A 24,555-nucleotide genomic window follows, 5' to 3' on the forward strand; every position below is an offset into this window, starting at 1 on the left:
TAAAATTGCATTTCAAAACAGTACAAAATTAAGCCATCCGCCTGGAAAAACAGTCCGCATATATGCAGAAAAAGTATGGTGGGCCCTGCAAACGGGCCGTATGGCGCATTTTTCCGGACTTTTTCCGGCAGGCGGGGCGTGCCGGGTAATTTCTCGCAAAATAATAAAATAATCCGACAATGCGGAAAAGCATGCCGGAAATGTCGCCGGAAATCCGGTGGGGAATGTCGGGACCAATACCTGCCGCGACGCTGCATTCTGCGAATTCCCTGGGACAGCCGGAGCGCCGGCCCGGCGGTTTTCAGCCGCCGCGGCTGGCGGCCTATATCGGCAGGTGCTCTTCGAGCGTGCGGCGCAGGTGGTCGCTGTCGAGATGGGTGTATATCTCGGTCGTCAGGATGCTTTCGTGTCCGAGCATCTCCTGCACCTGGCGGATGCTGGCGCCGCCCTCGAGCAGGTGCGTGGCGAACGAGTGGCGGAACGTATGGGGGCTTATGCGTTTGTCGATTCCGGCACGCTGTACGGCCCGTTTGAGAATCGTGAAGACCATTACGCGCGTAAGCTGTCCGCCCCGGTTGTTGAGGAATACGACCTCTTCGCCCGAGCGGGCGCTCCGCCGCTCTTCGAGGTAGCGCTGTATCTTGTCGCGTGCGGCGTTGCTGATCGGCACCAGCCGCTGCTTGTCGCCCTTGCCGATGACGCGGATGTAGCCTTCGCCGAAGAACAGGTCCGAGAGGCGCAGCGAGGTGAGCTCCGATACGCGCAGTCCGCACGAGTAGAGCACTTCGAGCATGGCGCTGTCGCGCAGCCCTTTGACCGTGCGCATCTCCACGGCGGCGATGATGCGGTCGATCTCCCCCGTGGTGAGGATGTCGGGCAGCTGGCGGCCGAATTTGGGGGTGTCGACGAATTCCGCGGGCGAGGTTTCGATCTGGTCGCTTACGAGCAGGAAGTTGAAGAAACTGCGTATGCCGCACAGGCAGCGTGCCTGCGAGGTCTTTTCGCGGCCGTGCTCATAGAGCCACGCCATGTAGCGTTCGATCATCGCCCCCTCGACCTTGCGGGGCGGAACGTCCCACTGGCGCAGGATGAAATGGGCGAACTGGCGCAGGTCGCGCATGTACGATTCGACGGTATTTTCCGAAAGCCTTTTCTCCAGTTTGATGTAAGTGCGGTAACGACGTCCTGTATCTTCCCACTTTTTCGTATTTTCTGCCATTCCTGCCCTGCTATATCCGAGATTATCGTTAACTTTGCGCAGGCGAAGATAAGAATATTTTACATAATATGAACTATATAGCGTTAAATATTGCCTTTTCGGACGATGAGCAGGCCGAAATACTGACTGCCGAGCTGGCCGACTATCCCTTCGAAAGCTTTGAAACGGACGCCGGTACGCTCAAGGCGTACATTCCGCAGGAGCGGCTGGCCGATTGCAAAACGGAGGTCGACGCCCTGCTGGCGCGCTATGGTGTGCAGGGGCGGTATATCGCCATCGAAACGCAGAACTGGAACGCGCTGTGGGAGCGTAATTTCCCGCCTGTCGACGTCGAGGGGCGCCTGTTGATTCGGGCGCCGTTCCATGCACCTGCGCCGCAGGGAACGCTGGAGGTGGTCGTCATGCCCAAGATGTCGTTCGGAACCGGGCACCACGCCACCACGTGGCTCGTTTCGCGCGCCGTGCTGGATTTGCATGTCGCCGGCCGCCGCGGACTCGACATGGGCAGCGGCACGGGCGTGCTGTCGATTGTCGCCGCCAAGTGCGGCGCCGCGCATATCGACGCCGTCGACATCGACGACTGGGCCTACGCCAATTGCCGCGAGAACATCCGCGCCAACGGCGTTGCGCACGTCGTTGCGCCGATATTGGGCGACGTGCGCCGCATCGCCGGGCAGCGTTACGGTTTTATCCTCGCCAATATCAACCGCAATATCCTCACGGCCGACATGCCGGCCTATGCCGCGGCGCTCGAACCCGGAGGCGATTTGGTGATGAGCGGATTCCTCGAACAGGACGTCCCGGCGATCGTCGCCTGCGCCGCCCGGCAGGGGATGGCCCTTGCCGCTACGGCGGAGAAAGAGGGCTGGATGATGGTACACGTGCGCAAAGGATAGGTGAAGACATACAAAGGGCGCGGAGTCGTTCTCCACACGCTCAAATACGGCGACTCGTCGATGGTCGTCTACCTGCTGACCGATACCGGCGGCCGCCGCAGTTACATGGTGCAGGGTGTGCGCAGCCGCAACGGACGGGGTTCGAAACTGGCGCTTTTCCAGCCGATGTTTCCCGTCGAGTTCGAGGGGCTCGAATCTTCGCGGCAGCAGATGCACCGCTTTAAGGAGGTGCGGGGCGGATTCGTGCTGCAAAGCCTGCCGTTCGACGTGCGCAAGTCGACCATGGCGCTCTTCATGGCAGAGGTTTTGTACCGCCTCGTGCGGGAGTACGACGAACCCAACCAGGCGCTTTTCGACTTCGTCTGGAACTGCGTCGGGGCGCTGGATTCGATGGACGAGGGGGTGGCGAATTTCCACCTCTGGTTCCTGGCCAACTTGAGCCGTTTCCTGGGCTTCTGTCCCGGCAACGACTACACGGCCGGCGACTGGTTCGACATCCGCGAGGGGCTTTATACGAAAACGCGGCCTCCGCACGTTAGCTTTATGACGCAGGAATGCGCACGCGTTCTGCGGGATATGATGCGGTGCGACGTGCGCTGCCTCTCGGAAATCGGGCTCAACCGGGGCCAGCGCGTCGAGTTCCTCAATGCCGTGCTGGTCTACTTCGGCTACCACCTCGACGCCATCAGCGCGGTGCAGTCGGTGCGGATTCTGCGGGAAGTGTTCTGAAACGAGTACAAAGTAAAGATAGGAGGAGATAGTTATGAAAAGGATGTTTGTTATGGCGGTCGCCCTGTTGGCGACGCTCGCACTTTCGGCCCAGGAGCACCGTAAGCTCGGTTTGATGCGCTCCGATTCGACCCGGAAGTACGAACTGCCCGATTCGCTCCGCGCCAAATTCGAGCTGCCCGATTCGCTGGCGCACATGTCGCCGTGGAAGCCCGACTACCGTGTCGAGGGGCCGATGAAGGTAAAACCCTCCGTTTCGATGACCTCCGTGGTGGTGATTCAGAAAGAGAACCTTCCGGCGCGCATCACCGTGATCGACAACAACACGCTGCGCCTGGGTCGCCATTTCATCATTTCGAACGGCCAGGCCTGGAACAACGGCTCTTTCCCCGATGCGTTTCTCGACGCCCGGACGATTTCGATGCCGCTGCCGCGGTAGCATGCCTCATTCCGTAAACGGGACGCGTCCCGTTTGCATGCAGCAACCCCTGCGGCATGCTGCAGTCGGGAGCCTTTCCGTGTCGCGGTTTCGCCGCGTCCGGGTTTTCCGGCCCGCCCTGCATTCCGCAAGTTCCGTGCACGAGTGCGCCCCTATCCGAACACGAGCGTGAACGTCACGCGGCTGTCGGTATTGGCCGTCAGGCGCAGCGAACCGTTGTGCAGCTGCATGATGCGGCGCGAAACGCTCAATCCGATGCCCGATCCGTCGGGTTTTGTCGTGAAGAACGGCGTGAAGATATTTTCGGTTACTTCGGCGGGGATGGCCCCGCCGTTGTTGCTTATTTCCACGACCACATTCTCCTGCGGGTCTATGTACGAGCGGACTTCGATGCAGGCCTCCCGCCGGGTGCCGACTGCCTCGCGTGCATTCTTGAGCAGGTTGACCAGCACCTGTCCCACCAGCGTCCGGTCGGCGTAAATCATCGTGTCCGCCGGTTCGACCTCCACCCTTACGCCGATGTTTTCCGTGGCGATCAGCGCCGAGGCCTGCCCGAGCAGTTCCCGTATTTCGAAGGGCTCTTTCTGCGGTGCCGGAATTTTCGTGAAACGGCGGAAATTCTCGACGAAAGCCATCAGCCGGCGGCTCGTGGCCGAAATCGTGTCGAGTCCGTGCGCCACGTCGGCGTTCATCGTCCGGTCGATGTGCAGCAGCGTGTCGCTCAACGAGGTGATCGGCGCCAGCGAGTTCATGATTTCGTGCGTCAGGATGCGCGTCAGCTTGCTCCACGACTCGATTTGCATCTCGCTCAATTCGCTGTTGATGTCGCTCACGACCACCACGCGCAACTGACGATCTTCGAGCCTGATTGCCGAGCAGCCCAGCGAGAGGTGCATCTCCCCCGTTTCGTTCACGCACGATACGGGGTGCTTTTCCCCGGGCCGGATTGTCGTCAGCACCCGGTAAGCCTCGGGAGCCACCGGTTCCAGCTGCTGGATGTGGGTCATGCGCGGCAGCCCGAAGATGCGCAGCGCCTCGCCGTTGGCCTGGTAAACGCTTCCGGCGTCGTTGATGGTAATCAGCCCCGTCCGTGCGCACTCCATGATGAGCTGGTAATAGCGCTCTTTCTCCTCGGCCCGCATCTTGGCGCGCACCATGATCTCCTTGATGCGGTTCAGTGCGGCGTTGAGCATGCCGTTGTCGACTTTGCGGGGATCTTCGTGGAAACGGAACGTGAAGTCGTCGTTGTCGATGGCGTTGAACATGAACGTCACGCGGCGTATCGAGTCGCTGTAAAGGCGTACGAGGCGGAATCCCGCGAATCCGATTACCGGAACGAGCAGGATAGCCACCGGATACCATTTTCCCGTCACCACCCAGCCCAGCGCCGCCGAAGCCGCGGCGAGCAGCGCCGTGTATCCCGCCACGGGGCCGTAGGTTATTCCCTCGCGTTTCATAATCCGTAGCGTTTGATTTTGTTGTAGAGCGTCTGCCGCGTGATGCCCAGCTGTCGGGCCACCTCCGTGAGGTTCCCGCCGTAACGGAGCATGGCCTGTCCGATCATGCCGCGCTCCATCTCCTCGAGCGTCGTGAATGCCGCAGCCGCAGCCTGTGCCTGCGCCGGTCGCAGCAGCAGCGTCGAGGGGGTAATCCGCCCGCCGTCGCACATGATGACCGCCTTTTCGACGGTATGCTGCAGTTCGCGGATGTTGCCCGCCCACGGATATTCGGCCATTTCACGCACCGCGGCCTCGTCGAAACCGCCGAGCGGCTTGTTGTATTTGGCTGCGTAGCGCCGCAGGAACATTTCGGCCAGCGGCAGGATATCTTCCCGGCGCTGGCGCAGGGGCGGCAAATCGATATGGATTGTGTTGATGCGGTAGAGGAGGTCTTCGCGGAACTCCCCGCCGGCGACCATGCCGAACAGGTTGCGGTTCGTAGCGCAGACGAGGCGGATGTCGATGGCGACGGGCGTATTGCTGCCCACGCGTACGATTTTGCTGCTCTGGATTGCCGTCAGCAGTTTCGACTGCAGGTGCGGCGGCAGGTTGCCGATTTCGTCGAGGAAGAGCGTGCCGCGGTCGGCGACCTCGAATTTCCCGGCCCGGTCGGCCCGGGCGTCGGTAAAGGCGCCTTTGACGTGGCCGAAGAGCTCGCTTTCGAACAGCGTTTCGGGCACCGCCCCCATGTCCACCGCGACCATCAGCTCCCCGCTCCGGGCCGAGCGGTTGTGTATCTCGCGTGCCAGCATCTCCTTGCCCGTGCCGTTTTCGCCCGTGATGAGGATGTTGGCGTCGGTCGCCGCGACTTTCTCCACGATTTCGCGAATGCGCGCCATGGCCGGGCTGGCTCCCCAGAACATCGGCTGCTCGGCGGTCAGTTCGCGTTTTATCTCCTTGAGCTGTTTCACCTCGCGTTCCGAGCGCGCGAGGTTGTAGGCGTTGCGCAGCGAGGCCACCAGGCGGTCGTTGTCCCACGGTTTGACGACGAAATCCACCGCGCCGTCGCGCATGGCCCTTACCGCGAGGTCGATGTCGGCATAGGCCGTGAAGAGCACCACCTTGACGTCCGGCCGCCGGGCGTGAATCTCCCCCAGCCAGTAGATGCCTTCGTTGCCGGTGTTGATGCCGGCCGTGAAGTTCATGTCCAGCAGCACCACGTCGATTTGTTCCTCGCGCAGGGTCGTCGCCAGCCGGTTGGGTGTGGGCAGGGTCAGCACCCGGGCGAAATATTTTTCGAGCAGCAGGCGCAGCGCCGCCAGGATGCTGCGGTTGTCGTCCACAATCAGGAGTGTTCCCTCTTTTGCCATGGTGTTTTCAGGTTGGTTTCCGGGCTAAAATTAGCGTTAAAATCGTGAAATCGGCCCGTTGTGTCCATAAAATTTACGCGACTGTCAAAATTTTTTACACTCCGCCCTTTTGTTGTGGCTGTTATTGTATTGATAAACAGTGTTTAATGTCGTTTGGCACGGCGTTGGTTTCGAAACAGCCGAACGAACAATACCCGAAAAACAAGGATGAAACGACTGTTATTACTCCTTATTCTGTCAATTTTCTGGACACTCGCTGCGGCGCGGGAACCGGTGCCGCCCGTTTTGGCGCAGCAACCGGCGGCAGGCGCCGCCGGGGCTGACACCCTCGCCGCCGCAGTTGCCGCAACATCGGCCGACACGCCCGCTGCCGGAACTCCCGCCGCGTCATCTCCCGCCGTCCGTATGACGCTCAACGACTGCATGGCCTACGCCGTCGAGCACAGTCCCGCCGTGCGGCAGCAGGACTACACCAACCGCAACTACCGCCAGGAATATATCGAGTCGGTGGCGGCGCTGGTCCCCTCCGTGGGCGGATCAATCGGCGCGTCGACCAGCTTCGGCCGCTCGGTCGACCCCGAAACCAATACCTACACCGACGTTTCGAACCTCTCCAACAGCTACGGCGTTTCGGGCCAGATGCCCGTGTTCGCCGGACTTGCGGGCATCAACACCGTCCGTGCCGCGAAAGTGATGCGCCTGATGGGCGTCGAAGAGTTGCAGCAGGCCCGTGACGAGGTTGCCCTCAAGACGATGCAGGCCTATTTCGACGTGGTGTATTATACCGGGAGCGTCCGCCTTGCGCGCGAACAGCTGGAAACCAGCACGGCCAACCTCGCCAAGAGCCGCAAACTGCTCGAACTGGGACTGAAGAGCGCCGCCGACGTGGCCGAGCAGGAGTCGCAGTGCGCTTCGGACGATTACCTGCTGACACAGCAGGAGAACAACCTCGAACTGGCGAAAATCACCCTCTCCGAGGCGATGAACTACCCGGCCGGCCGGCCGCTGGCGGTCGAAACGGAGGTTGCCGTCGAAACGCCTGCGGGCGCGGCGCCTTTCGCCGATGTGCTCTCCTATGCCCTCGACAACAACCCCAAGGCCCGGAGCGCCGATTACAGCGTGCGCCGGTCGCGCCTGCAGTACGCCGTCGCCAGGGGCAACCTTTTCCCGTCGGTCTATGTAGGCGGCGGTTATTCGACCAACTTCTTCATGAGCCTCGACGACCGTTCGATGTACGCCCCGTTCAAGAGCCAGTTCCGCGACAACCGCGGATATTACTTCTCGGCCCAGCTCAATATCCCCATCTTCGGGGGACTTTCGCGGCGCACGCGTGTGAACCGCGCCCGCAACGACTGGCGGATTGCCGAGCAGCGCCGCGAGCAGACCCACCGCGCCCTGCAGAGCGAGATTGCGCAGAACTACCAGCAGATGGTCGGTTTCGGCAAGGAGTTCGTGCAGGCCACGAAGAAGAGCGCGGCCGCCGAGCTGGCCTACGATGCCGTCGCCGGCAAGTACGAGCGGGGCATGGTTTCGGCCCTCGACCTGCAAACCGCGGCCAACAACCTGCTGCAGGCCCGCTCCGAGCGGCTGCGCGCCCGGCTGCAGTACATCATCAAAACGCGCCTGGTGGAGTACTACGGCGGCGCGCCCCTGATTCGTTAACGAAAAACCCGAAATAAATGGACATCCGTATCGAAAAGAAGAAGGGCATCCGGGCCCTGTTCACCAAAAAAGGCATCCCCTATTTCGCCGGGGCGCTGTTCCTCGTCTTCGTGCTGTGGCTGCTGCTGCGCGACAACTCCTCGACGCTGCGCATCGACGCGCGAACCATCTCCGTGGGTGAGGTCGTCCGCGGCGAATTCAACGACTACATCCGCGTTACGGGACAGGTGCAGCCCATTACTACCGTGCAGTTGAGCCCCCTCGAGGCGGGCATCGTCGAACGGTTGGTGGTCGAAGAGGGCACCTCCGTGAAGAAAGGCGACGTGCTGGTCGTGTTGAGCAACACGTCGCTCACGCTCGAAATCCTGAACAGCGAGGCCGAGCTGGCCGAGAAGCAGAATATCCTGCGCAATACGCTCATCTCGATGGAGCAGGAGAAGCTCTCGCTGCGTCAGGACAAGGCGCAGCTGGACCTCGACGTGGCGCGCAAGAAGCGGGCGTGGCAGCAGAACGAGGAGCTCTACAAAAATGCCCTTGTCGCCCGCGAAGAGTGGCTGCAGGCCAAGGAGGATTACGAACTGGCCGAGAAGAAACGCGAACTGAACGTCGAGCGGCAGAAGCAGGATTCGCTCTACCGGTCGGTGCAGATCGAACAGATGGAGGAGAACCTCGACAACATGAAACGCAACATGCAGCTGATTCGCGAGCGTATCGGCAACCTGAACGTCAAGTCGCCGATCGACGGCGAAGTCGGCCTGCTCGACGTCGTGCTGGGGCAGTCCGTGTCGACCGGACAGAAAATCGGCCAGGTCAACGACCTGTCGGGCTACAAGGTCGAGGCGCAAATCGACGAGAGTTATATCGACCGCGTGCGCGCCGGCCTCGAGGCTGCTTTCGAGCGGCAGGGCACCGACTACAAGGTGCGCCTGCGCAAGGTCTATCCCGAGGTGCGCAGCGGCCAGTTCCGCGCCGATTTCACGTTCCTGGGGGCCCACCCCGGGAATATCCGCAGCGGCCAGACCTACTACCTGCACCTCGAACTGGGACAGCCCACCGAGGCGGTCATCATCCCGCGCGGGTCGTTCTACCAGACCACCGGCGGCGCATGGATTTATGTCCTCTCGCCCGAGGGCGACAAGGCCTATAAACGCCCGATTCGCATCGGCCGCCAGAACCCGCAGTATTACGAAGTCCTCGACGGACTGGAGCCGGGCGAGCGCGTCGTCGTGTCGGGCTATGAGAACTACGGCGCCAACGATGTGCTGATTCTCAATAAGTAACAAACGCCGAACGAATAGAGTCCCATGAAGATTGTCCTGAAAAACCTGCTGACCACGCTGCGCCGTTATCCGACTTCGGTGCTGCTCAATATTGCCGGGCTGTCGGTCGCTTTCACCGCCTTCCTGGTCATCATGATGCAGGTGCGCCACGAGTATGGTTTCGACCGCTGGATTCCGCAGTCCGACTGCGTGTTCCGTGTCGAACAGGGATATGACGGAAAATACCAGACGCTGCTGTGTAATCCGCTCATTAACGAGTTGAAAACCGTGTCTGCCCATATCCGGGCCGCAGCGCTCGTTCGGGGCGGAGACGATTGGCTGATTGATTTTCGGGTCGAGCGCAATAACGGCATGCAGGATGCTTTCCGCACGCCGCTGATGATTGCCGAGCAGGATATGATTCCGATTCTGGGCCTCGAGTTGATCGAGAGCGACGGACAGGCATTCGTGTCCGAAAACCAGGTGCTCCTGCCGCAGTCGCTCGCCCGCAAAATGTTTCCGGACGAGTCGGCCGTGGGCCGCAAACTGGTATCGGAAGGCTATGACCTTTCCGTATCCGGCGTCTACCGCGATATCCCGGACAATTCGGTCTTCTACAACGGCCTGATACAGCCGTGGGAGGGGTATGACTCCTCCCGCTCGAACAATTACCAGTTTTTTATCCGCCTCGACGATGCCGCCTCCGCGGCGGATGTCGCCGCGGCGATGAACCGCACGACCCGTGAATTCTACGGACTCGGCGAAGGGGCTCCCGAAACGGCGATAACCGTGCGGCTGACACCGGCCCCGGATATCTATTTCGAACGGGACGTGAGCTATGAGATGTTCGCGCCCAAGGGCAACCGCACGACCACCGACACGCTGCTGGCGATTGCCATTCTGGTAATTGTCATCGCATCGATTAACTTCGTCAATTTCGCATCGGCCCTGACGCCCGTGCGCATGAAGATGATTAACCTCCAGAAAGTCCTCGGGGCCGGGGTGTGGCAGTTGCGCTCGTCGCTGCTTTTCGAAGCTGCGGTCATATCGCTGGCCGCCTACGGCGTGGCGCTGTGTCTGGTCGTCTGCCTCGCGGGAACGCCGTTCGCGCAATACGTTTCGGCGGACATGTCGCTTGCGGCGAATCTTTCGCTCGCCGGATGGTGCGCGCTGATTGCCTTGTGCGTAGGCTTTGCCGCAGGACTTTACCCGGCGTTCTACATGACTTCGTTCCGCCCGATTCTTGCCGTGCAGGGGTCGTTCGGCACCTCCCTTACGGGGCGCCGTTACCGCCTGGTGCTGGTCGGACTGCAATACGTCATTTCCCTGGCGCTGATTATCGCCGCCCTTTTCGTCAATCTCCAGAACCGCTACCTTACGCACCTCGAAATGGGTTTCGACAAGGAGCAGGTTATCGTCATACACCTTTCCGACGATGCATGGGAGCGTCATGAAACTCTTACCGGGCGGCTCAAATCGTTGGCGGGCGTCGTGGACGTCGCCTATGCCAACGATAAGTTCCTCACCGCCGAAACCGGATATATGGGCTGGACGAAAGATTACCGGGATGTCAAATACGGCATCACGTTCAAGGTGATGATTGTTTCCGACAATTTCCTGCGCGTAATGGGGATTCCCGTTGCTGCGGGCCGTGATTTTTTGCCCTCCGATACGCAGCGCGAGCCCTGTGCGTACGTCTTTAACCGGGCCGCCGAACAACGCTACGCGATGCAGCCCGGCGACTACGTCGACCAGACGGCGACCGGGCCCTCGGGCGAACACTACGTGGGCTGGGGCGAGGCCGTGGGGTTCCTGCCCGGCGACGTGCGCATCTTTTCGGAGCATATGGAGCAGGTGCCCTTCGCATTCGCCGTCATGGGGACGCTGTCGTGGCATATGCCGCTGCGGTATTGTTATATCCGCGTACATGCCGGCGCCGGCATGACGGAAACCGCCGGCCGGATTCGCCGCGCCATCGCCGACATCTCTCCTTTCGACCACGACATCGAATTTATGGATACGGTGGTCGATTCGCTCTATCGGAACGAATTGAAAGCCGGGGCATTGATTTCGCTCTTCTCGCTGCTGTCCATCCTCGTTTCGCTGATGGGCGTCTTCGGACTGGTGCTGTTCGAAACGCAGTACCGCCGCAAGGAAATCGGCATCCGCAAGGTCAACGGTGCCACGTCGGGTTCGATTTTGCGGATGTTCAACCGCCGCTTCGCCCTGATTGTACTGGCCAGTTTCCTCATTGCTGTTCCCGTGTCGTGGTATGGCGTCGGCGAGTGGCTCCGCAATTTCCGGAGCGCCGTGCCCCTTTATCCGTGGGTTTTCCTGGCGGCGCTCGCCATTGTGCTCTCCGTCACGGTGCTCACCGTTACCGTCCGTTCGTGGCGCACGGCCAACGAAAATCCCGTTAAATCCGTCAAAACCGAATAATATGTTCCGACAACTCAACTTCCGCTCGTTTTTCAACTTCCTGGGGCGCAACCGGCTTTATGCGTTCATCAACATCTTCGGGCTCTCGGTGTCGCTGATGTTCGTGATTCTGATTGCCGACTATACGCTTCGGCAGCTCACGTGCGACGACTACCATGCCAAGGCCGGCCGTATTTATGCCATCGGAACCGAAGCGAGCCTGAACAGCGGCTATTATCTCCAGAAATACCTGCGCGACCGCTACCCCGAAATCGAATCGACCTGCGCCGTCGCCGCTTCGGGACAGTCCACCGATGCCACGCAGCCCGTCGAAGCCGGACAGCGGAAATATTCGGCGACGGTACTCTTCGCCGATACGACCTTTTTCCGGATGTTCGATTTCGAACTGCTGGAGGGCGACCGGGATCAGGCCCTCGCCTCGCGCGAGAACGTGGTGCTTTCCGAGTCGTTCGCCCGCAAGGTCTTCGGCACGTTCAATCCGCTGGGGCAGGCGATTCGCTTCCCCGACGAGGAAAAGTCGTATGTCGTGAGCGGCGTGGTGCGGGATATCGACCGTTCGGTGATTCCCAATACGGACATCATCATGCGCGCCGAGCGCCTCTGCGACCTGAATCCGGCCAACGACGAACGCATGAGCAACTGCGGTGCCGTCACGACGTTCCTGCTGGTGCACCCGGGCGCCGACCTGATGGCCAAAATTCCCGACATGCTCGCCTATTTCAAGCAGATGTACTGGCCCTATAAGGGTAATGTGGTGAGCGGGGTGACTCTTACGCCGCTGCGCGAGCTCTACTTTTCCCGGCTCAACGATGTCTATTCGCTGCACCACGGAAGCTGGGCGTTCGTGATGATTCTCTTCGGCGTGGGCGCCGTGATTCTGCTCTTCGCCGTGATGAACTACATCAACCTGACGGTCGCCCAGACCGGATTCCGCGCCAAAGAGATGGCCGCCCGCCGGCTGCTGGGCGCCTCGCGCGGCGAAATCGTCCTCAAGCTCATTCTCGAGTCGACGCTGATGTGCGTGACTTCGCTCATCATCGCCTTTTTCCTCGCCGTCGCCGTTCAGCCCTACGCTTCGCAGCTCGTCGAGTCGAAAATCGACATTCTGGCCGACATGACCCCTGTCGTCGTCGCCTGCTACGTGGTGTTCATCGCGGCGCTGGGCGTCGTGGCGGGTATTGTCCCGGCGATGATGGTTTCGCGCTACAAGCCCGTCGACATCGTGCGGGGCACGTTCCGCCGCCGCTCCAAAATGGTTTACAGCAAGGTGCTCATCACCATCCAGAACGTCATTACCATCGTCCTGATTGCCACTTCGCTGACCATCGGCCTGCAGATCCGCCACCTTATTTCGGCGCCGCTGGGCTACGAAACGAAAGACATCCTCGACGTATCGACGGAAATTTTCTCGGATTACGGGCAGATTCAGCAGTTCCGCAACGAACTGTTGCAGCAACCCTGCGTCGAGGCCGTGGCGCTGGGCTGCGGATCGCCCCACAGCCGGGGCAACAACAATACGATGCAGTGGGGTCCCGACCGGATGGTTTCGTTCCAGGTTTTTGTCGGCGATTCGACTTACTTCCGCATCTTCGGGCTCGAGCTTTTGCGCGACAACCATACCGACAAAGGGTGGGCGCTGAACCAGTACGCCCTGCACGAACTGGGCATCGGCGAGGACGCCACGCATTTCAAGATGGGGCCTGACTATTCGTGGAATTTCGAGATTGCCGGTGTTTACCGCGACTTCCAGGTCGGGTCGGCCCTGGATGAACCCACGTCGGCCATGCTGCTCGATGTGGGCGACTACGACCGGTGGAACAAAACCGGCAATTACCAGACCTATCCGTGGGACGTGCTGATTAAGGTGCGGGGGGACAAGACGGAAGCCTATAATACCGTGAAATCGGTTTTCGAGCGGATTTCCGACGGCGGCGTCTTCTCCGGCGCGCAGTACCTCGAACAGGAGATTGCGGCCGACTACGCCGATCAGCGGCGTATCCTGCATATCGTCGGCATCTTCACGCTCGTGGCGATTCTGATTTCGGCCCTCGGCCTGGTGGCCATGTCGACCTACTACATCCAGCAGAAGGAGCAGGAGGTCGCCGTGCGCAAGGTCTTCGGCTCGACGCGTGCCGAGGTGCTCGGCCGGCTGGTGGGCAGCTTCATGCGGATGGTCGGCGCGGCGTTTGTCATCGCCGTGCCCGTAGCGTGGTACCTGCTCGGGCGCTGGCTGCAGGATTACAGCGTCCGCATCTCGCTCTCGCCCCTGATTTTCCTCGTTGCCGGTGCTTTTGCGGCAGCGGTGGCTTTCCTTGCGGTTTTCTGGCAGAGCAGCCGTGCCGCCGATTCCAACCCCGTCGATTCCATCAAAAGTTAATCGCCACCGTCATGAAGAACTTCCTGTTCGCACTCCGTTACCTGCGCAAACTGCGCGGCGGCACCGTCGCCCGCGTCGTTTCGCTCTCGCTGGGGCTGGCCGTCGGCCTGCTGATTTTCTCCTACGCCAACTACAACCTCACTTCCGACCGCACTTTCCGCGACGGCGACCGCATCTTCCAGTTGTGGGTGCATTACAACACGCCCCAGATGACGGGCTACTCCTCGTCGCTCCAGGCGCCCATCGCCCCGGCGCTGGCCGAGGAAATTCCGCAGATCGAGGCCGCGACGCGCCTTTGGCGGGCGGGTGTCGACGATGTGGTGCGTGGGGACAATTCGTACCGGATGCACTGTATCCTCGCCGACACGCTGTTTTTCGACGTGCTGGGTTTCGACGTGCTGCAGGGCGATCCGCACCGGGCCCTTGCGCAGGAGAACCAGGTGATGCTCTCCGAGTCGGCCGCCCGCACCATCTTCGGGAAAAAAGACCCGGTCGGGGAGCTGTTGCTGCTCAAAGGCACCGATTCGCTGACCGTGTCGGGCGTCTTCCGCGACCCCGACCCCAACCAGCACCTCGGTAAATTCAATATGCTCCGCTCGTTCGAGCACGCCCGCCGGACGATGAACACGTCGTGGCGCGGCGGCGACTCGTTCTCCAGCTATGTCAAACTGCGCGAAGGCGTGCAGATCGGCCAGGTCGAGGCGCAGGCGGACACTTTCATCGACCGCCACGAGCTGCGGGGCATGATGGAAGAGTGGGGCATGACCTGGCATTTCTTCCCCATTGCCCAATCGTCGCGCATCGATTCCCCCGTCGAACTGATTTCATGGGTGCTGATGGCCCTTGCGGCCCTCACGCTGTTCGTTGCGGCGATGAATTACGTGCTGATTTCCATCTCGACGCTCGTCAGCCGCTCGAAGACCATCGCCATGCTCAAGGTCGGCGGCGCCCGGCGTTCGGACATTTTCCGCATCTTCTGCTCCGAAACCGCCGTGCTGACCCTCGCTTCGGTCGTCGTGGCCGCTTTCCTGCTGTGGGCCCTGCAGGATCAGGTGCGGGAGATTACCAGTACGCCGATGGCCGAGCTTTTCGCCCTGAAACGCATCTGGGTGCCGCTGATCGTCATCCTCGCCGCATTCGCCCTCGCGGCGCTCGTCCCGGCGCGGATTTTCACCTCGATCCCCGTGACATTGGCGTTTCGCGGTGCGACGGACAACCGCCGCCGCTGGAAGCAGGTTTTGCTCGTCGTCGAAATTGTCAGTTGTACGTTCACCCTTACGCTCCTGCTGCTTGCCGTGCTGCAGTTCGACAAACTCCGCAACGGCGACTTCGGATTCGTGCACGACCGCATTGTCTATACCCGGCTCAAGACGCCGCTTCCGGGCATGGCCCCCATCTGCGACGCCGTGGCCGCCCTTCCCGAGGTCGAGGCAGCGGGCGCTTCCGAGGATGTGCCCATCTGGGGCTATTCGGGCCAGCCCTGCTACGATGAGAAGAGCAAGGAACTCCTGTTTTCGTGCCGTTATACGCTCTGCAACGAAGCCTATATGCCCGCGATGGGCATGCAGATTGCCGCCGGCCGCAATTTCGTTCCGCAGAGCAACCCGTTCGAGGTCATTGTCAACGAAACCTACGTCCGCCTGCGCGGCTGGACGCCCCGGGAAGCCGTAGGGCGGCAAATCATCGATGAGGACAGCGCCGATGCGCGCCTTTATACCATCGTCGGCGTCGTGAAGGATTTCCGTACGGTTATCGCCACGGGACAGGTCGACCCGATCGTGATGCATCCGCTGAATTATTATACTTCGTTCTCCCGGTATACGCCGGAGATCAAAATCAGGTGGTACCTGATGATCCGCCTGCGCGAAATGTCGCCCGGGGCGCTGGCCGCCGTGCAGCGCAAGATCGAGGAATATCCTTCGGACAACAACCATGCGCTCACGGTATATGACGACCTGCTGGGCGACACCCTTTCCGAAATCCGCAGTTTCCGCAATATTGTCTTTACCGTCAGCGGTATCACCCTGCTGATCGTCCTGATGGGGCTTGTGGGCTACCTGGGCGACGAGATGCGCCGCCGCAGCAAGGAGATCGCCCTTCGCAAGGTCAACGGCGCCTCGACCGCCGACGTGCTGCGCCTGCTGGCGCGCGACGTGCTGTGGATCGCCGTGCCGTCCGTCATCGCCGGGGGCGCCGTAAGCCGCTGGGGCGCCGACCTGCTGGTCAGCAACTTCGTCGAACGAATCGCGCTCCGTTGGTGGCTCTTCGCCCTCTGCGGCGTGGTGGTTTTGCTGATTGTCTGCACCGTGCAGCTCGTCCGCACGTGGCGTATCGCCAACGAAAACCCGATTAACATGATTAAAACCGAGTAGTGCGTTATGAAGATCGCATTCCGTAATTTTCTGACCACGTTGCGGCGCTACAAAATCTCGTCGCTGCTGAATGTCATAGGCCTGACGCTGGCATTTACCGCCTTCTATGTCATCATGACGCAGGTCTGGTGGGAGTTGAATTACAACCGCTCGCTGCACGAAGCCGACCGTATTTATCTCGTGGAGAACGAGGACTGGTACGAGCCCGGAAAATGGTCGTCGTGGCTTAACCGGCCGGTTGCCGAGCGTGTTATTGCTTCGACGGCGGGAGTCGAAGCCGGGGGCTGCATGTGGGGCGGCTTCGGCTCCGGAACCTGCTGGACGCGCAACGAGGCGTCATTCGGGTACGATAAATTTACGGCTTCGAGCGGCTCGGTGTCGCTGCCTTTCCTCGACGTTTTCGCCTTCCGTTCGGTCGAGGGCGACGTGCATGACCTCGGAAAACCGAAGAGCGTCATCGTCTCCCGCAAGGCCGCCGAACGGATGCGCATCGGCGTGGGCAGCCTTGTATGGGTCGATACCGACGAACCCCTGCCCGACGGTGCGATGGAGGTGGTGGCCGTATTCGAGGATTTTCCGGGCAATTCGTTGCTGGGGGAGTGTGAGGTCGTGAAAAATCTGGGCGAAACGAACCTTTATACCACTTCGGAGTGGAGTTTCAACTATTTCGTCAAATTCCGGCCCGGTGCCGATTCCGGCGAGTTTGCGCGCCAGTGGACGAAAGTGGATCAGGAGATGCGGCGCGAGGCCGCCCGGAAACGGGCGGCGGCCGGTAACGCCGCAGATGACGACGACGAATCGGGCATCTACGGCATACGCCTTTCGGCGGTGCCTGACCTCTATTTCGAGTCGGATTCACAGGCGCCCTGCCGGCAGGGGTCTGCCGTCACGACCTATACCCTGCTGGGTATCGCCGTGCTGGTTATCGTGCTGGCGTTCATCAACTTCGTCAACTTTTTCTTCGCGCTGGTGCCGGTGCGCATCCGTACCGTCAATACGTTCAAGGTCTTCGGCGCTCCCGCCTCGTCGCTGCGCTTCAATTTCGTTTTCGAGGCGTTCGGGCTCGTCCTGATCGCTTTGCTGGCGGCCTGGTACGTCTCCTTTGCCTTGCAGGGCACCGAATTCGCCAGCTATATCTCCGCACCGCTGGCCTTGTCGCAGAACCTGGAAGTCGTGGCGCTGGTCGCCGTCGTCGCTTTCGCCATGGCGCTCGCCGCCAGCCTCTACCCGGCGTGGTACATTACCTCGTTCGCCCCGGCACTGGTCGTCAAGGGAGCGTTCGGCGGAACCCGCAGCGGCCGCCGGCTGCGTACGCTGCTGCTGGGCGTGCAGTTCTTCATCTCCGTCGGGCTGATTATCGCGACCGGTTTCATCCGCCTGCAACACGACTATATGATGCACTACGACATGGGTTTCGACAAGGAAAACCTCCTCGCCGTGCGGCTTTCCGAACGTGGGGCGGGAAGTTATGACACCCTTCGTCAGAAACTTCTGTCCGATCCTCATGTAAAGGATGTGACGGGAGCTACGAGCCGTTTGGTGTCGGTCGGGCGTATGGGGTGGGGCCGGGAGTTCAAGGGCCGTCAGGTCGCTTTCCAGAGCTATGTCGTACAGCCTGATTTCCTGCGCGTGATGGGTATTCCGATTGCCGACGGACGCGATTTCCTGGAGAGCGACGTCGACAAGGAACTCGGAACCATGATTTTCAACGAAGCGGCGCGGCGGGAATTTGAAATGCAGGTCGGCGACCGTATCAACGGTTTCATATCGCCCGACGAGCAGATTGTGGGTTTCTGCGCCGACTTCAACTTCAAACCCCTGCAATACGGCGTATCGCCCTTCTGTTTCTATCTCCTTCCGAAGAAAATCCAGCAGGAGAATTACTGGCACCTGCCTCATGTGGTCTATGTGCGGATGACGCCCGGAGCCGATATCGCGGCTGTTACCGACCATATCCGCCGCTGCATCGCGGAGGTCGATCCCCGCACGGAGCCGGGCGATATCGTCGTGCGGGCTTTCGACGAGGAGCTGGGCCTCGAGTACGACAGCGAACGCAAACTGACGGCCATCGTCGGGCTTTTCGCGCTGCTGGCCGTCGTGATTGCCCTGATGGGCGTCTTCGGGCTGGTGCTGTTCGAAACCCAGCACCGCCGCCGCGAAATCGCCGTGCGCCGGGTGATGGGAGCCTCGCAGGGCGAGATTCTTGCCATGTTCAACCGCCGCTATGTTGTGCTGGTGCTTGCCTGCTTCGTGCTGGCGATGCCCGTAAGCGCCTGGGCCGTGAAACAGTGGCTTGCCGGATTCGCCTATCCCGTGCCGCTCTACTGGTGGGTCTTCGCCCTGGCGTTGTTCGCCGTGCTGGCCGTTACGGTGCTGACCGTTACGGTACGCTCGTGGCGGGCCGCCAATGAAAATCCCGCCGAATCCGTAAAATCCGAATAACCCGAAAACAATGATTGATTCCATCAAAAATACCTGTGGCCAGGCCTGGATCTATGTCCGTTCGTTCGGATTGTACACGCTGCTGAACGTCGCCGGACTGGGGCTCTCGTTCGCCTGCGTCATGTTGCTGGCCATGTATGTCCACCGCGAAATGACGGCCGACCGGTTCCATGTCCGGGCCCGGCAGCTTTATGCGCTGTCCTATTATCCGGGGGAGAATGTGATGAACCCGCGCCTGTGCGAAACCTCGCTTCAGACGGATGCGCAGCTGGATATTCTCGCTCAGCCCGAGGTGGCGGCCCATACGGCTGTGGTACGTGCCGCGAACGAAGTGACCGTCGATGGCCGTCGGACGTTCAACGCCGAGGTGCTGCGTGCCGATTCGATGTTTTTCCGCCTCTTTTCCTTCCCGGTCGTCGCGGGTAATCCCCAACGGATGCTTTCGGGTCCGGCCGACGCCGTTCTGGACAGCGAGTTCGCCCGCAGGCTTTTCGGCGACCGGGAGGCGATGGGCGAGCTGGTCGAATTCGAGGGGAAAATCTACACCGTCTGCGGCATTGTCCGCAAACCCGTGCAGCAGAGCTCCATCGCATTCGACGTGGCGGTGAGTTACCGCGGTTGGAAAAACGAGGGCGGGCGCGGCAGTGCCGGTTGTGAGTTCCTCTGTATCCCGACCCCGGAGCAGGCCGCGTCGCTCGCTGCCAAACTCGACTACGACATGCCCGTTTCGTCCGATATGACGCTGCATCACAGCCTGATTCCCCTCCCGGAGCTTTACTTTGCGCAGGTAGGCAAACGCTTCGCCTGCATAAACTCCGGAACTCCGACGCATTTGTGGATACTGCTTGTCGCGGCCGGAATCGTACTGGTGATCGGATTTTTCAACTTTGCCAATATCTATTCGGTGCTGCTGCGCCGCCGCAGCCGGGAACTGGGGCTCAAAAAAGCATACGGTGCCACGGCCGGGGACATCTATGCCCAATTCGCCGCCGAATGTTTCTGTCTTTTTGCGTTTGCCGTCGCCGCGGCTTTCCTGCTGGTCGAGTATGTTCGTCCGCTCACCCTGCGGTGGTTCGGCATGGAAACGCCCCATCTCTGGGGTTTCGACCTGGCGCTGATGGCCGTTATGCTGCTGGTGATTCCGCCGCTGGCCGCCCTGGTGCCGTGGCTGCGTTACCGCTGGGCGACGCCTGTCGACGCCATCCGGCGCATCGGTACGGCCGGAGGCCGGTCGTGGGGCCGTTATGTGTTCGTAGAGCTGCAATATTTCGTTTCGATCGTCTTTATCGTCGTTTCCATCTATTTCGTGCGCCAGGTGCATTTTCTGCTCAACTACGACACAGGCTATAATACGAAAGACATTCTGCTGGCCTCTCCCATCGAGAAACTGCCCACGGGCTACATGGGCACCTGGTTTTATGCGATGGATTTGCTCAATGGTTCGGACAGCCTCCGGCAGCGTTCCGGGGCGCTTTACCAGCGTGTAGCACAAAGTATGGAATCGACTCCGGCGGTCGCGGCCTGGACGTTCGGGATGCTCCGGGAGTCTTTCGAAATGGATATCCGGCTGCAGGGAGTCGGGGAGGCCGTACGGGTAATGGTTGCCTCCGCCACGGCCGGGATGGAGGGTCTTTACGATTTCCGGCTGCGCGAAGGCCGCTTTTTCCGTCCTGACGAGGGCGCTTACGACAATAAACTGATTCTTACCGAAACTGTGCGCCGCAGGCTGGGCATCGGCGATATTTCGCAGGCGGTGGTCGAAATTCCCTTTTTCCTGTGGACACGTACCGACGAGAACGGCAACCGCACCGGCAGCAGTGTGTACGAAGTGGTGGGCGTTATCGATGACATCCGCGTGGGCGATCCTACGCAGAACGACCTCCCCGTCGTGCTGATGGCCGACTGGCCCGAAATGAACCGGACGAGCGAGCTCGCAGTGCGTTACCGTCCCGGTCAGCGCGACGAGGTGACCTCCCTGCTTTCGAACCTCTATAAACAGGAGGGCGTGCAGCTCGAAGTCACCGACATGGAGGCGCGGATTGCCGAACGGTATGCCGAGAATCGCCGCATGGCGCGCATTTACACGGCTTTTGCGCTCGTCGCAGTATTCATCTCGGTACTGGGGCTCTACGGACAGGCACTTTTCGACCTGCAGCAGCGTCGGCGAGAGATTGCCATCCGTAAAGTCTGCGGGGCGACGTTGCGGGAACTGCTCCTGTTGCTGCTGCGCAGGTATTGCCTGATGTTCTGCGGGGCGTTTGCCGTCGCCGTACCCGTGTCCTGGTGGATTGTCGGCCGCTATACCGAGAGTTTCGTGCAGCGTGCGCCGCTTTCGTGGTGGATTTTCGCTGCAGGCGGGGCACTGGTGGCGGTGGTAAGCCTCCTGACGTTGTTGTACCGTGTCCGCCGTGCGGCTTCCGAAGACCCCGCCAAAGCCGTTAAGAACGATTGATAAACGCATAAAACAATATTAACCAATCAAATTCGAAAAACTATGTCAATGCTGAAAGTTGAGAACCTCAAGAAGGTTTTCCGTACCGAAGAGATCGAAACCATCGCGCTGAACGGTGTGTCGTTCGAAGTTAAGGAGGGCGAGTTCGTCGCCGTCATGGGCCCTTCGGGCTGCGGCAAATCGACGCTGTTGAACATCCTCGGCCTGCTGGACAACCCGACTTCAGGCAGCTATACGCTGCTCGACCACGAAGTCGCCGGGTTCCGGGAGAAAGACCGCACGAAGTTCCGCAAGGGCAATATCGGTTTCGTGTTCCAGTCGTTCAACCTGATCGACGAGCTGAATGTCTTCGAGAACGTCGAGCTGCCCCTCATTTACATGCGTGTCAAGGCTTCGGAACGCAAACGCCGCGTCAACGAGATTTTGAGCCGCATGAACATCTCGCACCGCTCCGAGCACTTCCCCCAGCAGCTTTCGGGCGGCCAGCAGCAGCGCGTCGCCATCGCCCGCGCCGTCGTGTCGAACCCCAAGCTGATTCTGGCCGACGAACCTACGGGTAACCTCGATTCGAAAAACGGCCGCGAAGTGATGGAACTGCTGTCGGAACTGAACCGCGAGGGCACGACCGTCATCATGGTGACCCACTCGCAGCACGATTCGACCTACGCCCACCGGGTGCTCCACCTGTTTGACGGCGAGCTGGTCAAGGATCTCGCTAACAAGTTGTAAATAAGTTTTTACCGTAAAAAGTTCATGCCGTAAGCGGCCGGGGCCGGGACGTACTGCAAGGTGTCCCGGCCTTTTTGTGCGGCCCGCCCGGCTTTTTTAGGTATTTTCACGTATTGACGGGTTGTTGGGAAGTTGCGACCTTTGCACATCCGAATGACCCTGCTTATGAAGATTGTTTTTTCTGTCCTGCTGCTGCTCGGTGTGTCCGGCCGTGCCTTTGCGCAGCAACCCGGTGCGCAGCCTGCCGCGCCGTCCGTCGAGGAGCTGTCTGCCGAGGTGGCGACGCTCAAGGCCAAAACCTCCGCGTGGGACAAGGTGCTTGCCGCCCTGCCGAAAATATCCGGTTACGTGCAGACCGGCTACGAGTGGAGCGATGTTTCGTCGACCTTTTTCATCAAGCGCGTGCGCCTGAACCTGGCCGGCAATATCGCCCCGAAGCTCGATTACCGTGTCCAGGTGGAGTTCGCTTCGCCCAAAATCGTCGACGCCTACCTGTGTTACCGCCCGTTCGACCAACTGAACTTCCAGCTGGGCGAGTACAAGCTTCCCTTCTCGATTGAGAATACCGATTACGTGCCGCTCCGCTACGAGTTTGTCGAATATCCGCTTTCGCTGCGCAAACTGATGGGGTTCAGCGACCTGTGCGGACTTTCGGCCACGGGCCGCGACATGGGTGTGCAGGCTTTCGGCGGATTCTTCAAACGTGACGGATACAGCATTGTGAATTATAACTTCGGCGTTTTCAACGGCGAGGGGCTCAATACGAAAGACAAGAACAAAAGCAAGGACATCGTGGCGCGCCTGGTGCTCAAACCCGTTGCCGGGCTGCAGTTCGCCGGGTCGTACTACTGGGGCGAATACGGTGCCGAATACCTGAAACGGGTGCGCTACGGCGCCGGCGCCTGTTACGACTACGGCCGCGCCGTGGTGCGCGCCGAATATATCTGCGGCACCACGGGCACGGTCGACAGCGAGGGCTGGTACGCCGTGGCCGGCTGGCGTGTGACCGAAAAGCTGCTGCCGAGCGTGCGCTACGATACGCTGCTCGAGAACAGCGCCCGCAGCGCGAGCCGCCAGACCAACTACACGGCGGCACTCACGTGGCAGCCCGTGAAATACCTGCGCTGCCAGCTGGACTATACCTATGAGGATTTCGCGGCGCGCGGCGTTTCCGGCCGCAATGTGGTCGCGCTGATGCTCTCCGGCATATTTTAACCTGTAAAAAAATCGGAAATTTATGAAAAAACGGATGGAACAGTTCCGCGTCGAAGACTGGGTGGTCGTCTGGGTGAGCATCCCCCTGCTGGCCCTTGCGGCAATCGTGCCCGCCGGGCTTCCCAAAGTTCCCGCGACGCTGCTCGGCGGTGCCGCGTGGAGCAATATCGCTTATCTTTTCGCCATCGTGCTGGTTGTGCTCTACGCCGGATGCCTGCTGCTCCGGCGTCCGACCCGGGGGCTGCTGCCCTCGCTCGTGGTGGTGTTCGCCGTTTCGCTGCTGGCGCAGATTGTGGCCAAGATTCCGGCCGTGTCCTATTACGGCTTCGAGTCGGTCTTCTTCTCGGTGCTTTTCGGCTTGCTGATTCGCAACGTGTGGCGGGTTCCGGAGTGGCTCAAACCGGCCGTTCAGGGCGAATTCTACATCAAAATCGGCGTCGTGTGCCTCGGTGCCACGATTCTTTTCAGCGACGTGATGAAGTCCGGCGTCTTCGGCCTGGTGCAGGCCTGCCTGGTGGTCGCCGTCGTGTGGTTCTTCGCCTATTGGTTTGCCCGCCGCATGAAAGTGGACGAACGCACGGCGATGATTCTCTCGAGCGGCGTTTCGATTTGCGGCGTTTCGGCCTGCATCACCGCGGCGCGCGTGGCGGGCGGCGACGACCGGAAACTCTCCTACATCGTTTCGCTGGTGCTGATTGTCGTCGTGCCGATGATTTACCTCATGCCGTGGCTCGCAAATACGGTTCTGCCCCTGATTTTCGACGACCCGCATGTCGTGCAGGAGGTCGCCGGGGCGTGGATTGGCGGCACGATCGACACCACCTCGGGCGTCGCCGCGTCGAGTACGATTGTCGGCGAGGTCGCCAACCAGCATGCCGTCATCATCAAGGCCGCGCAGAACGTGCTGATCGGCGTGGTGGCGTTTTTCATCGCGCTCTACCTCTCGACCCGCCGCGGCGAAAAGGGCGGGCAGGCCCCGTCGCTGGGCATCGTCTGGGAGAAGTTCCCGAAATTCATCATCGGGTTCGTCGTCGCCTCGCTCGTATTCAGCATCCTGCAGGGCAGCGGCTTTTTCGAGCCCGATGCCAAGGGGAAACTCGCCGAAACGGGCGTCGCCAAAATGTTCTCGACGGTCTTTTTCTCGCTGGCTTTCGTCTGCGTGGGCCTCGACACCCGCCTCAAGGATATTATTTCGAAAGAGAACCGCAACGCCCTGTGGGCCTTCCTTGCGGCGCAGGCGTTCAATATCGTCGTTACGCTCGTTATCGCCCTCGTGCTGTTCGGCGTGCTGAAGCCGATGTGGGCCTGACGGGCCTGTCCCTGGACTTCTCGGATGCTGTTACGCCGGCCTCTGTTCCGATACCTCCTGTCGAATTCTGCCCCGGTACGTGCGTACCGGGGTTTTGTCATACCGTGGCCTGCGGTGGCTTGCGGCACAGTCGTATGCCGCCTGTATCGTTCGTATTTTCGACGTGCCGTGATTGCAGATGCCCTTTGACCGGGTGCCGGTGGGCGG

At 60.6% G+C, this 24,555-nt stretch carries 16 protein-coding genes; 13 read left to right on the forward strand and 3 right to left on the reverse strand.

Translation table 11 applies throughout. The features are described from left to right. Positions 1-322 precede the first annotated feature (322 nt). The gene (gene xerD, locus QZT71_RS05265; protein ID WP_295913514.1) at positions 323-1,219 is read right to left on the reverse strand and encodes a site-specific tyrosine recombinase XerD; all 897 of its coding nucleotides are present in this window, start codon (positions 1,217-1,219) and stop codon (positions 323-325) included. Between the two features lie 56 nt (positions 1,220-1,275). Here xerD and prmA point away from each other — a divergent pair, with 56 nt between their 5' ends. Genes prmA through QZT71_RS05280 form a run of 3 tightly spaced genes read left to right on the forward strand, consistent with a single transcriptional unit; the run spans position 1,276 to position 3,283 of the window. Beyond that, on the forward strand, positions 1,276-2,115 hold the full coding sequence (gene prmA, locus QZT71_RS05270) for a 50S ribosomal protein L11 methyltransferase (protein WP_295913593.1): 840 nt from the start codon (positions 1,276-1,278) through the stop codon (positions 2,113-2,115). Next, entirely contained in the window at positions 2,116-2,844 is a 729-nt protein-coding gene (locus QZT71_RS05275) for a recombination protein O N-terminal domain-containing protein (protein WP_295913516.1), read from the forward strand. 34 nt (positions 2,845-2,878) lie between these two features. After that, complete coding sequence (locus tag QZT71_RS05280; RefSeq protein ID WP_295913519.1) at positions 2,879-3,283, forward strand: hypothetical protein; 405 nt, start codon at positions 2,879-2,881, stop codon at positions 3,281-3,283. A gap of 152 nt (positions 3,284-3,435) precedes the next feature. Here the strand turns inward: QZT71_RS05280 and QZT71_RS05285 are convergent, their stop codons facing one another. Both QZT71_RS05285 and QZT71_RS05290 read right to left on the reverse strand, forming a co-directional pair. Then, positions 3,436-4,740 carry an ATP-binding protein gene (locus tag QZT71_RS05285; RefSeq protein ID WP_295913522.1) on the reverse strand — a complete coding sequence of 435 codons (1,305 nt, stop codon included), beginning with the start codon at positions 4,738-4,740 and terminating at the stop codon, positions 3,436-3,438. Beyond that, the gene (locus QZT71_RS05290; RefSeq protein WP_295913525.1) at positions 4,737-6,092 is read right to left on the reverse strand and encodes a sigma-54 dependent transcriptional regulator; all 1,356 of its coding nucleotides are present in this window, start codon (positions 6,090-6,092) and stop codon (positions 4,737-4,739) included. The genes QZT71_RS05285 and QZT71_RS05290 overlap by 4 nt, the downstream gene beginning before the upstream one ends. 207 nt (positions 6,093-6,299) lie before the next feature. Between QZT71_RS05290 and QZT71_RS05295 the strand changes: the two genes are divergently transcribed. The 10 genes from QZT71_RS05295 to QZT71_RS05340 all read left to right on the forward strand — a co-directional run bounded on the left by QZT71_RS05295 (position 6,300) and on the right by QZT71_RS05340 (position 24,348). Continuing rightward, a complete protein-coding gene (locus QZT71_RS05295; protein WP_295913528.1) occupies positions 6,300-7,754 on the forward strand; it encodes a TolC family protein in 1,455 nt (484 codons plus the stop codon). Between the two features lie 17 nt (positions 7,755-7,771). Then, a complete protein-coding gene (locus QZT71_RS05300; RefSeq protein ID WP_295913530.1) occupies positions 7,772-9,034 on the forward strand; it encodes an efflux RND transporter periplasmic adaptor subunit in 1,263 nt (420 codons plus the stop codon). A gap of 24 nt (positions 9,035-9,058) precedes the next feature. Next, positions 9,059-11,452, forward strand: a complete 2,394-nt coding sequence (locus tag QZT71_RS05305) for an ABC transporter permease (protein WP_295913531.1) — start codon at positions 9,059-9,061, stop codon at positions 11,450-11,452. Position 11,453: 1 nt separating this feature from the next. Continuing rightward, the gene (locus QZT71_RS05310; RefSeq protein ID WP_295913534.1) at positions 11,454-13,829 is read left to right on the forward strand and encodes an ABC transporter permease; all 2,376 of its coding nucleotides are present in this window, start codon (positions 11,454-11,456) and stop codon (positions 13,827-13,829) included. An 11-nt stretch (positions 13,830-13,840) separates the two neighbouring features. Beyond that, complete coding sequence (locus QZT71_RS05315; protein ID WP_295913535.1) at positions 13,841-16,201, forward strand: ABC transporter permease; 2,361 nt, start codon at positions 13,841-13,843, stop codon at positions 16,199-16,201. 6 nt (positions 16,202-16,207) lie between these two features. Continuing rightward, entirely contained in the window at positions 16,208-18,643 is a 2,436-nt protein-coding gene (locus tag QZT71_RS05320; RefSeq protein ID WP_295913537.1) for an ABC transporter permease, read from the forward strand. Positions 18,644-18,653: 10 nt separating this feature from the next. Further along, complete coding sequence (locus QZT71_RS05325) at positions 18,654-21,095, forward strand: ABC transporter permease (protein WP_295913538.1); 2,442 nt, start codon at positions 18,654-18,656, stop codon at positions 21,093-21,095. A gap of 48 nt (positions 21,096-21,143) precedes the next feature. Continuing rightward, entirely contained in the window at positions 21,144-21,824 is a 681-nt protein-coding gene (locus tag QZT71_RS05330; protein WP_295913541.1) for an ABC transporter ATP-binding protein, read from the forward strand. Between the two features lie 165 nt (positions 21,825-21,989). Then, entirely contained in the window at positions 21,990-23,039 is a 1,050-nt protein-coding gene (locus tag QZT71_RS05335; RefSeq protein ID WP_295913543.1) for a porin, read from the forward strand. 22 nt (positions 23,040-23,061) lie between these two features. Then, entirely contained in the window at positions 23,062-24,348 is a 1,287-nt protein-coding gene (locus QZT71_RS05340; protein WP_295913545.1) for a putative sulfate exporter family transporter, read from the forward strand. Positions 24,349-24,555: the final 207 nt, after the last annotated feature.

This window comes from uncultured Alistipes sp. (assembly GCF_902388705.1).
Taxonomy (GTDB): Bacteria; Bacteroidota; Bacteroidia; order Bacteroidales; family Rikenellaceae; genus Alistipes.

What these genes read in the sequence shown, in the direction of transcription:
- xerD (WP_295913514.1), bottom strand. Translation starts at nt 1,219, where the DNA reads ATGGCAGAAAATACGAAAAAGTGGGAAGATACAGGACGTCGTTACCGC.
- QZT71_RS05280 (WP_295913519.1), top strand. Translation starts at nt 2,879, where the DNA reads ATGAAAAGGATGTTTGTTATGGCGGTCGCCCTGTTGGCGACGCTCGCA.
- QZT71_RS05285 (WP_295913522.1), bottom strand. Translation starts at nt 4,740, where the DNA reads ATGAAACGCGAGGGAATAACCTACGGCCCCGTGGCGGGATACACGGCG.
- QZT71_RS05290 (WP_295913525.1), bottom strand. Translation starts at nt 6,092, where the DNA reads ATGGCAAAAGAGGGAACACTCCTGATTGTGGACGACAACCGCAGCATC.
- QZT71_RS05295 (WP_295913528.1), top strand. Translation starts at nt 6,300, where the DNA reads ATGAAACGACTGTTATTACTCCTTATTCTGTCAATTTTCTGGACACTC.
- QZT71_RS05300 (WP_295913530.1), top strand. Translation starts at nt 7,772, where the DNA reads ATGGACATCCGTATCGAAAAGAAGAAGGGCATCCGGGCCCTGTTCACC.
- QZT71_RS05305 (WP_295913531.1), top strand. Translation starts at nt 9,059, where the DNA reads ATGAAGATTGTCCTGAAAAACCTGCTGACCACGCTGCGCCGTTATCCG.
- QZT71_RS05310 (WP_295913534.1), top strand. Translation starts at nt 11,454, where the DNA reads ATGTTCCGACAACTCAACTTCCGCTCGTTTTTCAACTTCCTGGGGCGC.
- QZT71_RS05315 (WP_295913535.1), top strand. Translation starts at nt 13,841, where the DNA reads ATGAAGAACTTCCTGTTCGCACTCCGTTACCTGCGCAAACTGCGCGGC.
- QZT71_RS05320 (WP_295913537.1), top strand. Translation starts at nt 16,208, where the DNA reads ATGAAGATCGCATTCCGTAATTTTCTGACCACGTTGCGGCGCTACAAA.
- QZT71_RS05325 (WP_295913538.1), top strand. Translation starts at nt 18,654, where the DNA reads ATGATTGATTCCATCAAAAATACCTGTGGCCAGGCCTGGATCTATGTC.
- QZT71_RS05330 (WP_295913541.1), top strand. Translation starts at nt 21,144, where the DNA reads ATGCTGAAAGTTGAGAACCTCAAGAAGGTTTTCCGTACCGAAGAGATC.
- QZT71_RS05335 (WP_295913543.1), top strand. Translation starts at nt 21,990, where the DNA reads ATGAAGATTGTTTTTTCTGTCCTGCTGCTGCTCGGTGTGTCCGGCCGT.
- QZT71_RS05340 (WP_295913545.1), top strand. Translation starts at nt 23,062, where the DNA reads ATGAAAAAACGGATGGAACAGTTCCGCGTCGAAGACTGGGTGGTCGTC.